Origin of the sequence: Pseudomonas sp. KUIN-1, from assembly GCF_009176725.1 — a bacterium.
GTDB lineage: Bacteria > Pseudomonadota > Gammaproteobacteria > Pseudomonadales > Pseudomonadaceae > Aquipseudomonas > Aquipseudomonas fragariae.
Window position 1 is genome coordinate 5,320,001 of sequence record NZ_AP020337.1, and the last position, 13,063, is coordinate 5,333,063.

Consider the following 13,063-nt stretch of genomic DNA (forward strand, 5'->3'; position numbering starts at 1 on the left):
TTGATCAGCGCCAGCTGCTCTTCAACCGACTTCATTACAGCCCCCAATTCAAAGGGAACCAACCTTACAAGATCAGAGCCCAATTACAAGTTTTGCCCAGCGTTTGCCTGCGAATCAGTGACTGATACGCGGGAAGGGTTGCTTCGAGCAGGTTTTGGTTATATTTTATACAGTTATTTCATCTTCATCATGTCATTCATCTTTTCCATTTCACCTTTTTCAAAGTCAAATTACCTATGAAAGACACACCGCCTAAAGCGCCCCCGCTTTATCCGAAGAGTCACCTGCTCGCTGCAAGCGGCATCGCCGCGTTGTTGAGCCTGGCTCTCCTGGTTTTTCCATCCAGCGATGTCGAAGCCAAACGAACCAACATTCCCCTCGATCTGGAGGCACCGGATCAGGACATACAAGACCAAGACGCTCAACAAGCCACTCAAGCCACACCTGAAACCACCGAATCGCCATTTGCCCAGATCGACAACGCCGACGATCAGGCTCAAGACACCGCCAACGCACAGCCTCAGGCAGAGACTACCGCGCCAGCCGCTGCGAAAGATCCTGCCCACAGGGAGGTCACCGTCAGCAAGGGCGACACGCTGTCGACCCTGTTCGAAAAAGTCGGGCTACCCGCCGCCACCGTTCATGAAGTACTGGCCAGCGACAAGCAGGCCAAGCAGTTCAGCAAGCTGCAGAACGGACAGACGCTGCAGTTCGAGCTGACGCCGGATGGCCAGCTCAAGCAATTGCACACAAAACTCAGCGAAGTCGAGTCCATCAGCCTGTCGAAGACAGCAACTGGTGGTTACGCATTCAATCGCGAGATCAGCAAGCCCAACGTGCGTAACGCCTACGTACACGGGGTGATCAACAGCTCCCTGTCGCAGTCCGCGCAACGTGCCGGCCTGACTCATAGCATGACGATGGACATGGCCAACATCTTTGGCTACGACATCGACTTCGCGCAGGACATCCGCAAGGGTGACGAATTCGATGTGGTATACGAACAGAAAGTGGTCAACGGCAAGAGCGTAGGCACAGGGAATATCCTGTCCGCCCGCTTCACTAACCGGGGCAAGACCTACACTGCCGTTCGCTACACCAACAAGCAGGGCAATACCAATTACTACACGGCTGACGGCAACAGCATGCGCAAGGCCTTCATCCGTACCCCGGTCGACTTCGCCCGCATCAGCTCGATGTTCTCGATGGGCCGCAAGCACCCGATCCTCAACAAGATCCGCGCCCACAAAGGTGTGGACTATGCAGCGCCACGCGGTACGCCGATCAAGGCCACCGGCGACGGCAAGGTCCTGCTCGCCGGCCGCCGTGGCGGATACGGCAATACCGTCATCATTCAGCACGGCGACACCTACCGTACGCTGTATGGTCACATGCAGGGCTTCGCCAAAGGCATACAGACCGGCGGCACTGTCAAGCAAGGTCAGGTTATCGGCTATATTGGAACTACCGGGCTGTCCACAGGCCCGCACTTGCACTACGAGTTCCAGGTCAATGGCGTTCACGTAGACCCATTGGGCCAAAAGCTTCCGATGGCGGATCCGATCGCCAAATCCGAAAAACAGCGGTTCATGCAGCAAAGCCAGCCGTTGATGGCCCGCATGGATCAGGAAAAAGCCACCACGCTGGCCTCGAATAAAAGGTAATCCATGGACTTCTTCTATATAGGTGTGATGTCCGGCAGCAGTCTCGATGGGATTGATATCGCCCTTTTGAAGCAGGATGACCGATCAAGGCTTCTGGCTACTCACTACATCCCCATGCCGGAAGACCTGCATGCCGAGCTGCTGGGGCTTTGCTCCAGCGGCGCGGATGAGCTTGCGCGTGCGGCCATTGCGGAGCAAAAGTGGTGCAGGCTGGTCGCACAGGGCGTACAGACCTTGCTGCAAGATCAAAACATGGTGCCCGCTCAGATTCGCGCCATTGGCAGCCACGGCCAGACTATTCGTCATGAGCCATCGCGCGGCTACAGCATTCAGATCGGCAACCCTGCGCTGCTGGCAGAGCTGACTGAAATTACCGTGGTCAGCGACTTCCGCCGCCGCGACATCGCAGCAGGCGGCCAGGGCGCCCCCCTGGTGCCGGCTTTCCACGAAGCGTTGTTCGACGACAACAAGGATCATCGCGCCGTGTTGAACATCGGCGGGTTCAGTAACCTGAGCCTGATCGAGTCGGATCGTCCGGTCGAAGGCTTCGACTGCGGCCCCGGTAACGTACTGCTCGATGCGTGGATATCTTCACAGCTCCATGAAAGCTACGACAAGGATGGCGCATGGTCGGCGAGCGGCAAGGTTGATTCTGCGCTGCTCGAGAAACTGCTCAGCGATCAGTTTTTCCTCACCAAGGGCCCCAAGAGTACAGGCCGGGAAGTGTTCAACCTGGGCTGGGTTAAACACCATCTGTTCCAGTCGAAAACACTGGCTCCAGAAGATGTGCAGGCCACTCTGCTGGAACTGACAGCATTGACGATCACCGATTCCCTGAAATCTGCACAACCGATTACCCGGGAGCTTCTGGTCTGTGGTGGCGGTGCGCATAACAAGGCGCTGATGAAACGCCTTGCAGAGCTGTTGCCCGATACAGAGGTCAGCAGTACCGAGAAGTTCGGCGTAAACCCTGACTGGGTTGAGGCAATGGCGTTTGCCTGGCTGGCCCATTGCTGCCTCGAAGGCGTTCCGGCCAATCGTCCGACGGTGACCGGCGCCAAAGGCAGGCGCGTTCTGGGCGCGATCTACCCCGCCTGACGCGATGCCGCAATGCAAAACGCCGCTCAATGAGCGGCGTTTTTGTTTACAGCAAGCTTCGATCAGATCGAGAACGAGGAGCCACAGCCACAGGTTGTGGAGGCATTCGGGTTCTTGATCACGAATCGCGACCCTTCAAGCCCTTCCTGATAATCGACTTCTGCGCCGGCCAGGTACTGAAAGCTCATCGGATCGACAACCAGGCTTACGCCCTCGCGCTCGACGATGGTGTCATCGTCTGCCACATCTTCATCGAAAGTAAAACCGTACTGAAAACCTGAGCAACCGCCACCTGTAACGAATACACGCAGTTTGAGACGATCATTGCCCTCTTCGTCGACCAGGGTTTTCACCTTGTGCGCAGCATTTGGAGTGAACTCCAAAGCGGTAGGCGTGAAGGATTCGACACTCATGTCTGATATCTCCCGGCGTTAGCCGTCGTAATGCGTAATGACGGCATTATCCGCTTCTCCTAGAAAATCGGTCAACTATTTGATCGGGAGCGGCTACAAGCTACAAGCTACAAGCTACAAGCTACAAGCTACAAGCTACAAGCTACAAGCTACAAGCTACAAGAGCATGGCCGGCCCGCCTTTGCCTTGCAACTTGAAGCTTGCCGCTTGAAGCTTGAAGCTTGAAGCTCAAAGCTGCCTCCCTCAGGGCATCATGCCCGCATGGGACAACCCGGCGCGCTCATCGAGGCCAAACAGGATGTTCATGTTCTGCACCGCCTGACCCGACGCACCTTTGACCAGGTTGTCGATCACCGAAAGCACGACGACCAGATCGCCGCCCTGCGGACGATGCACCGCGATGCGGCACACGTTGGCGCCACGCACACTGCGGGTTTCGGGATGGCTGCCCGCTGGCATCACATCCACGAATGGCTCGTCGGCGTAGCGTTTCTCGAACAGTGCCTGCAGGTCCACTGAGCGATCAGCGACCGTTGCATAGAGCGTGGAGTGAATGCCACGAATCATCGGCACCAGGTGTGGCACGAACGTCAGGCCGATGTCGCCACCGGCAGCGCGACGCAGCCCCTGGGTGATTTCAGGCAGGTGGCGGTGGCCCTTCACGGCGTAGGCCTTGAAGCTTTCATTGGCTTCCGAGTACAGCGAACCGATATTCAGACCACGGCCCGCTCCGCTCACGCCAGATTTGCAGTCGGCAATCAGACGAGTGTTATCGGCAATACCGGCTTCAAGCAGCGGCAGGAAACCCAACTGGGTAGCGGTGGGATAGCAACCCGGTACGGCGATGAGTCGCGCGTTCCTGATCTGTTCGCGGTTGACTTCCGGCAGCCCGTACACCGCATCCTCCAACAACTGAGGAGCACCATGAGGCTGGCCGTACCACTTGGCCCACTCGACCGGATCCTGCAGACGGAAGTCGGCAGACAGGTCGATCACTTTGGTGCCTGCCGCGAGCAATTCACCAGCCAGGGCATGGGCTACACCGTGGGGCGTGGCGAAGAACACCACGTCACAGGCACCCAGGGTTTTCACGTCAGGCACGCTGAACGCGAGGCCGTCGTAGTGCCCGCGCAGGTTCGGATACATGTCGGCGACTGGCATGCCGGCCTCCGAGCGCGAGGTAATGACCACTACTTCTGCCTGCGGATGCTGTGCCAACAGACGCAGCAGCTCGACCCCGGTGTAACCCGTGCCGCCGACGATACCGACCTTGACCATAACCTGCCCTCAACGAAACAACTGGAAAGCGGTCGATAATAGGAGCCTATCGCCTCTGCGACAACCGACAACGTGACGTATGGGCGCACAAGACACTACTATTCGGCCACCGTGAACCTGGGAATAATCAAAAATGCTCTATCTATGGATAAAGGCGCTTCATGTCATTTCAATGGTCTGCTGGTTTGCAGCCCTGTTCTATCTGCCAAGACTGTTCGTCTATCACTCGATGAGTGAGGACACGGTCAGCCGCGAGCGTTTCATCGTCATGGAGCGCAAGCTGTACCGTGGCATCATGACCCCGGCAATGATCGCAACGCTGGTCTTCGGCGGCTGGCTGATCAGCTTCGACCCCAGCGGTTATTTCAGTCAGGGCTGGATGCACGCCAAGCTCGCACTGGTTGTCCTGCTGATCGGCTATCACCACGTCTGCGGCGCACAGATGAAACGCTTTGCCCGTGGTGAAAATGGCCGCAGCCATGTGTTTTATCGCTGGTTCAATGAAATCCCGGTACTGATCCTGATCGCCATCGTCATTCTGGTTATCGTCAAACCCTTCTGACTCCAATCATCAGTAACGCGACAGGGCGCCCTGTCTCAGACCGGCGCCCGGCATTGTTTTCCATTTAAAGACAAGGAAGCCCCGTATGGCCGATTCACACTTCAAGATTGTATTTGAAGGGCAGGTGCGTGAAGGCGTCGAGCTCGACACCGCAAAGGCCAACCTGGCGGGGCTGTTCAAAAGCGAACCGTCTGCAGTGCAGAAGCTGTTCAGCGGTCAACCCGTCGCGCTCAAGCGCGGGATCACTTATCAGGATGCGGAACGCTACCTGAAGGCGCTGGACGATGCGGGCGTCGAAGCACGTATCGAACCTGACGTTGAAATCAGCCTGAGTCTGGATGAAGTCGTCAGCCATCCCTCCCCCAAACCCGCGCATCTGGAAATATCGCCCTACGCACCGCCCAAGGCACAGGTCGGCGCTGATCAGCCCGGTCATTCGACGCTGAAGGTCTTGAGTATCCATGGGCGTATCGGGCGCTTGCGCTATCTGGCGTGGAGCATGGTCCTGAGCGCCGCGACGCTGGTGCTGGTAGGTGTGTGCCTGCTGGTCATGAACGGTTCGCTGGTCGCCGGCGGCCTGCTGATGGCGGTGGTGCTCGTCGTGTTCGCTGTCATTGGTGCGCAGATCGGCGTTCAGCGGCTGCACGATCTGGGTTGGTCGGGCTGGCTTCTGCTGCTGACCATGGTGCCGTTCGTAGGCAGCGTCTTCCCGTTTCTGATGATCCTGCTGCCTGGAACGAAAGGCCCCAACGCTTTCGGCCCGCCGCCGCCACCGAATTCCCGAGGCGTGAAGACCCTGGCCATTCTGTGGGTGTTACTGATCCCGATTGTCCTGATCGGGCTCACCGCCGGCGGCGCAGGCATACTGCGTGATGAGCTGGAATTGCAGACCGACGAATATGAGCAATCGCTCCCTTACGACGACGAAGAAAGCCGTGACAGTGCCTTGACCGCGCCAGCGGATGTCAACATAGAGCCCGAAGAACAAAGCGACAAGTAATAGACTGCTCACGGTTCGGCAGACTGCCGGTCGCAACACGCTCAATGGAGAAATGCATGACCCGTTACGCCCTGATCACCGGCGCGTCCAGCGGCATAGGCCTGGCGATGGCCGAAGCGCTGGCACGTCGCGGTCGCAACCTGATCCTGGTCGCCCGCCAGCGCGACCTGCTGGAAACAATTGCACTGGAATTGACGCAGCGTTTTGGCGTGGAAGTGCTGTTTCGAGCCTGCGATCTGGGCGAGCCACTGAGACTCTCGGGCTTTCTGCTGGAACTGGAAGACGGCGCCCATCAGATCGATCTGCTGGTCAACGCTGCGGGCATCGGCACCTGCGGACCTTTTCTGGCTCAGGACTGGAGTGCAGAGCAGGACCTGATCGATCTGAACATTCTGGCCCTCACGCGCCTGTGCCACACGGTCGGCAACCTGATGGCCATTCAGGGCGGCGGCCAGATACTCAACATCGCCTCGGTGGCGGCATTCCAGCCCGGGCCATGGATGAGCACCTACTACGCAAGCAAGGCCTATGTGCTGCATTTTTCCGAAGGGCTGCGCGAGGAAGTGAAGAAAGCCGGCGTGAAGGTCTCGGTGCTGTGCCCCGGCCCGACCAGGACGTCCTTTTTTCGCACCGCGCAGTTGCAGGTCAATGTGGATAACCTGATGAGCCCCGAAGAAGTGGCGCTGTATACCGTTCGCGCGCTGGCAAAAAACCGCGCAGTGATCACTCCCGGTTTCGGTAACCGGCTGTGGACGCTTAGCCCGCGCCTGGTTTCACGCTGGCTGGCTCGCCAGATCAGCGGCTATATCAACAAGAAATACTGCCCGCGCTGACCGACAAACGGCTGGGCGAGCAGCGTCTTGCTCAGTACACTCGGACGCGCTGAAGCACAGCGATACCCTGTGACGACCATCAACCGACAAGGAGCAAACGGCTGTGGACACTTTGTTTACCAAGATCATCAATCGGGAAATCCCGGCAAAGATCATCTATGAAGATGATCAGGTACTGGCCTTTCACGACATCGCCCCACAGGCACCCGTGCATTTTCTGGTTATCCCGAAAAAGCCCATTCGCACCCTGAACGATCTGACCGAGGAAGACAAAGGCCTGGCCGGACATATTCTGTTCACGGCGCAGCGTCTGGCCCTCGAGCTGGGCTGCGAAGAAGGCTTCCGCGTGGTGATGAACTGCAATGAGCTGGGCGGGCAGACCGTCTACCACATTCACATGCATGTACTTGGTCAGCGCCAGATGAACTGGCCACCGGGCTGAGCCAGCGTTTTCGGGCTTCCCGGCCGACCAGTGTGTGTGATCAGCGCTGGTCGGACGACACAAGCCCTGCCCGCTCCGGCCGATTGGGGTAAACTGCCCGCATGATCTTCCGGAGGTGCCCATGGCTACCGAACGTCAATACTCCCCCCTAGACCGTCTGTTACTGCAAGCCGACAGCGCGATGCGTACATTGCTACCGTCCAGCGCGCACTCGCAGCGCCCTTCCCCCGCCGTTGTTCAGCCCGAGCACAAGATGAGCGAAGTCGACACGCGCCACGTCGCGGGTCTGATGCGCATCAACCATACCGGCGAAGTCTGCGCCCAGGCGCTTTATCAGGGCCAGGCGCTGACGGCAAAGCTGCCCAAGGTGCGCAAGGCGATGGAGCGTGCGGCTGAAGAAGAAATCGATCATCTGGTCTGGTGCGAACAGCGCATTCATCAGCTTGGCAGCCATACCAGTGTGCTGAACCCACTGTTCTACAGTCTGTCCTTCGGGATGGGCGCAGTAGCCGGCGTTATCAGCGACCGGGTCAGCCTGGGGTTCGTCGCGGCGACCGAAGATCAGGTCTGCAAGCACCTGGCTGAACATCTGGAGCAACTACCGACCGAAGACGGCAAGTCCCGGGCTATCCTGCAACAGATGCTCAGCGATGAAGAACACCACGCTGAATCCGCACTGGAGGCAGGCGGTTTTCGCTTCCCGGCACCGGTCAAGTTCGGCATGAGTGTGCTGGCCAAGGTCATGACCAAGTCGACTTATCGCATCTGACAACACGCATACAACGCCCATAAAAAAGGCGCCTGCATCAGGCGCCTTTTTAATGTCCGGAATCCGGGTTTATACGGCGACGTTACGGCCGTAGAAGATTTCCAGCATTTCGTGTTTGACCTTGGCGGTCACTTGCTCGCGCTGCTCGGGAGACAAGTTACTGGTGGCGTCGCCAAACAGGTAGTTGTCCAGTTCGAACTGCTTGAGCAGCATCTTGGTGTGGAACAGGTTTTCCTGATACACGTTCACGTCGGTCATCTGGTAACCGTTGCGCGTGTCTTCGGACAGGTAGTTCTGGATCGAGTTGATCTCGTGGTCGATGAAGTGCTTCTTGCCTTCCACGTCACGGGTAAAGCCGCGCACGCGATAATCGACGGTCACGATATCCGACTCGAATTTATGAATCAGGTAGTTCAACGCCTTGAGCGGTGAAATAACGCCACAGGTCGACACATCGATATCCACGCGGAACGTGGCAATACCGTCAACCGGGTGAATTTCCGGGTAGGTGTGGACCGTGATATGGCTCTTGTCCAGGTGCGCCAGGATGGTTTCCGGCAGTGGACCTGGCGACTCTTCGATCTGGCTTTCGGTAGGCGTCACCGGCTGCTCCGAGATCAGAATGGTCACACTGGCACCTTGTGGATCGTAATCCTGACGCGCAATGTTCAGGATGTTGGCACCAATGATATCGACAACATCAGTCAGAATCCGCGTCAGGCGTTCTGCGTCGTACACACTGTTGATGTACTCGACATACGCCTGCTGGTCCTGCGGGGTTTCCGCATAGCAGATGTCATAAATGTTGAAGCTCAAGGTCTTTGTCAGGTTATTGAACCCGTGGAGCTTGAGTTTGCTTTTCACCGTTAAAAACTCTCTATATGGGTGCGGCGCCAGCCGCGTGATCAAGCATGCCCGTCAGGTGAGCCCGGCTCATCTGCGTAGGACGGTTAACACCTCTTCGCGTTGGCGATTTTGGTTGTCTGTTCGGACCGGCAGCAGAAAACCAATACATGCTGCGCCCGTAAAAAGTGGCGCATTATGCAGACGTCCGAAGCCGTCTGCCAGAGTGTGCGCCGTTTTTATGATCGTTGGATGTCTGGCGTTCAGCCCAGTTCGACAATTTCATAATCGTGAGTGATCTTCACACCCGCGTTGCCGAGCATGATCGAGGCCGAGCAATACTTCTCTGCGGACAGTTCGATCGCCCGCTTGACCTGCGCCTCTTTCAACCCTCGTCCCTTGACGACGAAGTGCAGATGGATCTTGGTGAACACTTTCGGGTCTTCATCGGCACGTTCGGCTTCCAGAAACGCCTCGCAGCTTTCCACGGGTTGGCGCGACTTCTTCAAAATGCTCACAACGTCAAAGTTGCTGCAGCCACCCAGCCCGATCAAGACCATTTCCATCGGGCGTACACCCAGGTTGCGACCACCGCTTTCCGGCGGACCATCCATTACCACCACATGACCACTGCCGGATTCGCCGAGGAACATGGCTTCGCCAGCCCATTGGATGCGTGCCTTCATCGCCAAGACTCCACTGTAAAAAAGGGGTCGCCAGCTTAGCACAGGGCCAAAAGCCGCCCGGAAGAAATGCCTTTTGTAGGAAATGCGTAGGAATGTTCGCAAATAGCTTCCTACACGTCTGGAAAAGCTGGCGAGAATAAAGGCGCAGCCGATACCTATAGGTATGCCATTTGGCCATACACCTTATTTCGGAAGCCTCGCATGGTCGCAATAACCTTTACGCCCAAAGCAAACAGTCTGGACAAGCTGCTGCCCCATGCAGAACGCCGCCGCTGCCCCGCGAAAACCAACATCATCAATGCTGGTGAGCGTTCCGAGTCGTTGTTTCTGATCCTCAAGGGATCAGTCACGGTTTTGATCGAAGACGACGAGCGCCGGGAGATGATCGTCGCCTATCTCAACAGCGGGGACTTCTTCGGCGAACTGGGTCTGTTCGAGCAAGCGGGAAAGGAGTCCGTACGCAGCGCCTGGGTGCGGGCCAAGACCGAATGCGAAGTGGCCGAGATTTCATATGACTCGTTCCGCGAGCTGACCAGGCAAGAGCCGGAAATTCTGTATGCGCTCGGCAGCCAGATGGCCGAGCGCCTGCGCAATACAACGCGCAAGGTCGGTGATCTGGCGTTTCTCGATGTCACCGGGCGAGTGGCTCGCACGTTGCTCGAGTTGTGCAAGCAGCCGGATGCAATGACTCACCCGGACGGCATGCAGATCAAGATTACCCGCCAGGAAATCGGACGCATCGTCGGCTGTTCGAGGGAAATGGTCGGACGCGTGCTCAAGGCCCTTGAAGAACAGAGCCTGGTCAACGTCAAAGGCAAGACCATGGTGGTCTTCGGGACACGCTGAGCCCTTGGTATTCAGAGCCCGGCGAGCAGCTTGCGGTAAGCCTGCGCCAGACGCTCCAGGACGTCAGCACCCGGAAACGCTTCGTACAAGGCAATGTGGCTGCCTGCCTGGACACGCGGCTCAAGCTCGCACAGCTCATTGAAACGGTTTACCGCGGCCGCCATCTGAACGCGCTCGTTATCCAGCAGCAAGGCACCATGCGCCAGCACTACGGGACGCCTTCCGCCCTGGCTCTGACGCCAGCGCTGAGCCGTTCCAACCATTTTGCGACCATTGAGGTTGACGTTGAAGCGACCGTCGCAGAATGCGCCTGCCACCTCACCCAGTGAGGCTTGGCCACCCAGGTCGGTCATCAGATCGAGAATCGGCTGACATAATCGCAGGTAGGCGGTTTCTATACGGTCACGATCCACGTCAGTGGGCGGTTGCGCGTAGACCAGTGCGATGTTCAGCGTGGCAGAGGACTGCGGCACTGGCTCGCCGCCGGTTTCACGCAAGAGGACGGGCCATGCGTTGTCCGACAGGGTCTCGCTGGCTTCGGCAAAACCCGCTAACCGGCTCATCCGCCGTGGCATGACCAGCGCGCGATCATTGGGCCGCCAGAACAGCAGCCCGTGATCTGCAGCACCTGCACATACCGACGCCAGAAGATCCTGCTCGGCCTGCAGGCCTTGTTCGACACATATGTCGATGATCGAGTCTTGCATGCCGGCCCTCGCAAAGATGTTCAGCTCAATACGCTCAGTCGCTGGACGAAGCGCTTACTGCAATCTTGCGCTCCGGGAAGAACAACCGCTGCAACTCGGCGCCCGGGTGTTCGGCACGCATGAAGGCCTCACCCACCAGAAACGAGTAGACATCGCTGATTTCCATCAGCTCGACATCCGCACGATTGAGAATGCCGCTTTCGGTAACGACCAGGCGATCACGCGGGATGCGCGGCAGCAAGTCCAGGGTGGTTTCCAGGCTCACCTCAAAGGTATGAAGGTTGCGGTTGTTGATACCCACCAGCGGTGTATCGAGCGTTTTGAGTGCGCGCTCCAGTTCGTCGCCGTCGTGCACCTCGACCAGTACATCCAGCTTCAGGCCCTTGGCAACGGCAGCCAGTTCAGCCATTTGCACGTCATCCAGTGCCGACACGATCAACAGAATGCAGTCAGCGCCCAAAGCACGTGCTTCGACCACCTGATAAGGGTCGATCATGAAATCCTTGCGGATCACTGGCAGGTTGCACGCCGCACGTGCCTCCTGCAGATAGGCATCGGCGCCCTGAAAGAAGTCCACATCGGTCAGCACTGACAGACAGGTCGCGCCACCGGCCTGATAACTTCTGGCGATCTCGCCCGGCAGGAAGTGTTCGCGGATGACGCCCTTGCTCGGCGATGCCTTCTTGATCTCGGCGATAACGGCAGGCTGCTTTGCCTTGGCCTGAGTGATCAATGCCTTGGCAAAGCCACGTGGCGCGTCGGCCCGGGCGGCCTGTTGTTCAAGCTCGGTCAGGCCCACAATCGCACGACGAGCCGCAACTTCCTCGGCCTTTCGGGCAAGGATCTTTTCCAGTACGGTTGGCACACTCATGCTTCGTTCTCCTGCTTGAATACCGCCGTGAAGGCACCCAGTTCTTCCAGTTTTTCCCGCGCCAGGCCAGTGTGCAGCGCATCGTGCGCCAGGGCCACGCCTTCTTTCAGGCTTGTCGCGTGATCAGCAGCATAAAGCGCGGCGCCGGCATTGAGCACGATCATCTCCGCAGCTTTCTGCCCGTTCTCGGTTTTGCGGCGTCCCAGCGCATCGCGGATCAGCTCCAGCGAAGCGGCCGGGCTTTCCACGGCAAGGCCGTACAGGCTCTGACTTTTGATGCCCAGGTCTTCGGGCTGTACCCAGTATTCGGTGACTTCGCCGTTTTTCAGCTCGGCCACGAAGGTCGGTGCGGCCAGACTGAATTCGTCCAGGCCGTCCTGCGAGTGGACCACCAGCACATGCTTGCTGCCCAGACGCAGCAGCACCTCGGCCAGCGGGCGGCACAGCGCCTGGTTGAACACGCCGACGATCTGATGACGAACGCCGGCCGGATTGGTCAGCGGGCCGAGCATATTGAACAGTGTGCGCAGACCCAGTTCGCGGCGCGGCCCGGCCGTGTGCTTCATGGCGGTGTGATGAGACTGGGCGAACATGAAGCCGATACCCACGCTGTCGATGCAACGCGCTACCTGAACAGGCGTGAGGTTCAGATAAACCCCGGCAGCCTCGAGCAGATCGGCACTGCCGCTTTTGCCCGAGACGGCACGATTACCATGCTTGGCCACGGTGCAACCCGCGGCGGCGATGACGAAAGCGGAAGCTGTCGACACGTTGAAAATATTCGCGCCATCGCCGCCCGTGCCAACGATGTCGACCACGCCGTCCAGGGTTTTCAGTTCGACCTTGCCAGCCAGCTCGCGCATGACCGACACCGCACCGACGATTTCATCGATGGTTTCGCTCTTCATGCGCATGCCCATCAGAAACGAACCGATCTGCGCTTCAGTGCATTGGCCGGTCATGATTTCGCGCATGACATCGCTCATCTCTTCAGTGGTCAGGTCCAGCTGGTTGACCACGCGATTGAGCGCGCTTTTGATATCCATGGGGG

At 58.2% G+C, this 13,063-nt stretch carries 16 protein-coding genes (1 of these 16 only partly in view); 8 read left to right on the top strand and 8 right to left on the bottom strand.

Annotated features, from left to right (window positions below):
• Window positions 1-35, bottom strand: the 5' end (the start) of a protein-coding gene (gene tyrS / locus KUIN1_RS23995; RefSeq protein ID WP_024639964.1) for a tyrosine--tRNA ligase. Its footprint begins 1,177 nt before the window's first position; only the first 35 of its 1,212 coding nucleotides appear in the window; it begins with the start codon at window positions 33-35; its stop codon lies beyond the left edge, outside the window.
• Window positions 36-236: 201 nt separating this feature from the next.
• On the opposite strand from tyrS, the gene KUIN1_RS24005 reads away from it, so the two are divergent.
• Complete coding sequence (locus KUIN1_RS24005) at window positions 237-1,664, top strand: peptidoglycan DD-metalloendopeptidase family protein (protein WP_103754712.1); 1,428 nt, start codon at window positions 237-239, stop codon at window positions 1,662-1,664.
• Between the two features lie 3 nt (window positions 1,665-1,667).
• A complete protein-coding gene (locus KUIN1_RS24010; protein ID WP_003401948.1) occupies window positions 1,668-2,762 on the top strand; it encodes an anhydro-N-acetylmuramic acid kinase in 1,095 nt (364 codons plus the stop codon).
• A 62-nt stretch (window positions 2,763-2,824) separates the two neighbouring features.
• Here the strand turns inward: KUIN1_RS24010 and erpA are convergent, their stop codons facing one another.
• The gene (gene erpA, locus KUIN1_RS24015) at window positions 2,825-3,175 is read right to left on the bottom strand and encodes an iron-sulfur cluster insertion protein ErpA (RefSeq protein ID WP_002551953.1); all 351 of its coding nucleotides are present in this window, start codon (window positions 3,173-3,175) and stop codon (window positions 2,825-2,827) included.
• Between the two features lie 243 nt (window positions 3,176-3,418).
• Window positions 3,419-4,453 carry an N-acetyl-gamma-glutamyl-phosphate reductase gene (gene argC, locus KUIN1_RS24020; protein WP_011269099.1) on the bottom strand — a complete coding sequence of 345 codons (1,035 nt, stop codon included), beginning with the start codon at window positions 4,451-4,453 and terminating at the stop codon, window positions 3,419-3,421.
• Window positions 4,454-4,586: 133 nt separating this feature from the next.
• On the opposite strand from argC, the gene hemJ reads away from it, so the two are divergent.
• The 5 genes from hemJ to coq7 all read left to right on the top strand — a co-directional run bounded on the left by hemJ (window position 4,587) and on the right by coq7 (window position 8,059).
• Window positions 4,587-5,015, top strand: a complete 429-nt coding sequence (gene hemJ / locus KUIN1_RS24025; RefSeq protein ID WP_003316309.1) for a protoporphyrinogen oxidase HemJ — start codon at window positions 4,587-4,589, stop codon at window positions 5,013-5,015.
• 85 nt (window positions 5,016-5,100) lie between these two features.
• Window positions 5,101-6,015, top strand: coding sequence for a DUF805 domain-containing protein (locus KUIN1_RS24030; RefSeq protein ID WP_057457394.1), 915 nt, complete (start codon window positions 5,101-5,103; stop codon window positions 6,013-6,015).
• A gap of 56 nt (window positions 6,016-6,071) precedes the next feature.
• A complete protein-coding gene (locus KUIN1_RS24035) occupies window positions 6,072-6,848 on the top strand; it encodes an SDR family NAD(P)-dependent oxidoreductase (RefSeq protein WP_103754714.1) in 777 nt (258 codons plus the stop codon).
• Between the two features lie 103 nt (window positions 6,849-6,951).
• Window positions 6,952-7,290 (top strand): histidine triad nucleotide-binding protein, encoded by a 339-nt coding sequence (locus KUIN1_RS24040; protein ID WP_003316306.1) that lies wholly within the window; start codon window positions 6,952-6,954, stop codon window positions 7,288-7,290.
• Between the two features lie 121 nt (window positions 7,291-7,411).
• On the top strand, window positions 7,412-8,059 hold the full coding sequence (gene coq7 / locus KUIN1_RS24045; RefSeq protein WP_003401955.1) for a 2-polyprenyl-3-methyl-6-methoxy-1,4-benzoquinone monooxygenase: 648 nt from the start codon (window positions 7,412-7,414) through the stop codon (window positions 8,057-8,059).
• A gap of 69 nt (window positions 8,060-8,128) precedes the next feature.
• Here the strand turns inward: coq7 and speD are convergent, their stop codons facing one another.
• Window positions 8,129-8,923: an adenosylmethionine decarboxylase gene (gene speD, locus KUIN1_RS24050; RefSeq protein WP_003316303.1), complete on the bottom strand. Its 795-nt coding sequence runs from the start codon at window positions 8,921-8,923 to the stop codon at window positions 8,129-8,131.
• Between the two features lie 242 nt (window positions 8,924-9,165).
• The gene (locus KUIN1_RS24055; RefSeq protein ID WP_003401957.1) at window positions 9,166-9,588 is read right to left on the bottom strand and encodes an OsmC family protein; all 423 of its coding nucleotides are present in this window, start codon (window positions 9,586-9,588) and stop codon (window positions 9,166-9,168) included.
• Window positions 9,589-9,789: 201 nt separating this feature from the next.
• Here KUIN1_RS24055 and crp point away from each other — a divergent pair, with 201 nt between their 5' ends.
• Window positions 9,790-10,434, top strand: coding sequence for a cAMP-activated global transcriptional regulator CRP (gene crp / locus KUIN1_RS24060; protein ID WP_003401959.1), 645 nt, complete (start codon window positions 9,790-9,792; stop codon window positions 10,432-10,434).
• 11 nt (window positions 10,435-10,445) lie between these two features.
• On the opposite strand, the gene KUIN1_RS24065 is transcribed toward crp, so the two are convergent.
• From KUIN1_RS24065 to trpD, 3 genes are read right to left on the bottom strand one after another with little or no spacing between them, the layout of a single operon-like run.
• Window positions 10,446-11,141, bottom strand: a complete 696-nt coding sequence (locus KUIN1_RS24065; protein ID WP_024640874.1) for a lipoate--protein ligase family protein — start codon at window positions 11,139-11,141, stop codon at window positions 10,446-10,448.
• Between the two features lie 34 nt (window positions 11,142-11,175).
• Window positions 11,176-12,012: an indole-3-glycerol phosphate synthase TrpC gene (trpC, locus tag KUIN1_RS24070; RefSeq protein ID WP_011269105.1), complete on the bottom strand. Its 837-nt coding sequence runs from the start codon at window positions 12,010-12,012 to the stop codon at window positions 11,176-11,178.
• The gene (trpD, locus tag KUIN1_RS24075; protein ID WP_024640873.1) at window positions 12,009-13,058 is read right to left on the bottom strand and encodes an anthranilate phosphoribosyltransferase; all 1,050 of its coding nucleotides are present in this window, start codon (window positions 13,056-13,058) and stop codon (window positions 12,009-12,011) included. The genes trpC and trpD overlap by 4 nt, the downstream gene beginning before the upstream one ends.
• Window positions 13,059-13,063: the final 5 nt, after the last annotated feature.

What these genes read in the sequence shown, in the direction of transcription:
- KUIN1_RS24005 (WP_103754712.1), top strand. Translation starts at nt 237, where the DNA reads ATGAAAGACACACCGCCTAAAGCGCCCCCGCTTTATCCGAAGAGTCAC.
- KUIN1_RS24010 (WP_003401948.1), top strand. Translation starts at nt 1,668, where the DNA reads ATGGACTTCTTCTATATAGGTGTGATGTCCGGCAGCAGTCTCGATGGG.
- erpA (WP_002551953.1), bottom strand. Translation starts at nt 3,175, where the DNA reads ATGAGTGTCGAATCCTTCACGCCTACCGCTTTGGAGTTCACTCCAAAT.
- argC (WP_011269099.1), bottom strand. Translation starts at nt 4,453, where the DNA reads ATGGTCAAGGTCGGTATCGTCGGCGGCACGGGTTACACCGGGGTCGAG.
- hemJ (WP_003316309.1), top strand. Translation starts at nt 4,587, where the DNA reads ATGCTCTATCTATGGATAAAGGCGCTTCATGTCATTTCAATGGTCTGC.
- KUIN1_RS24030 (WP_057457394.1), top strand. Translation starts at nt 5,101, where the DNA reads ATGGCCGATTCACACTTCAAGATTGTATTTGAAGGGCAGGTGCGTGAA.
- KUIN1_RS24035 (WP_103754714.1), top strand. Translation starts at nt 6,072, where the DNA reads ATGACCCGTTACGCCCTGATCACCGGCGCGTCCAGCGGCATAGGCCTG.
- coq7 (WP_003401955.1), top strand. Translation starts at nt 7,412, where the DNA reads ATGGCTACCGAACGTCAATACTCCCCCCTAGACCGTCTGTTACTGCAA.
- KUIN1_RS24055 (WP_003401957.1), bottom strand. Translation starts at nt 9,588, where the DNA reads ATGAAGGCACGCATCCAATGGGCTGGCGAAGCCATGTTCCTCGGCGAA.
- crp (WP_003401959.1), top strand. Translation starts at nt 9,790, where the DNA reads ATGGTCGCAATAACCTTTACGCCCAAAGCAAACAGTCTGGACAAGCTG.
- KUIN1_RS24065 (WP_024640874.1), bottom strand. Translation starts at nt 11,141, where the DNA reads ATGCAAGACTCGATCATCGACATATGTGTCGAACAAGGCCTGCAGGCC.
- trpC (WP_011269105.1), bottom strand. Translation starts at nt 12,012, where the DNA reads ATGAGTGTGCCAACCGTACTGGAAAAGATCCTTGCCCGAAAGGCCGAG.
- trpD (WP_024640873.1), bottom strand. Translation starts at nt 13,058, where the DNA reads ATGGATATCAAAAGCGCGCTCAATCGCGTGGTCAACCAGCTGGACCTG.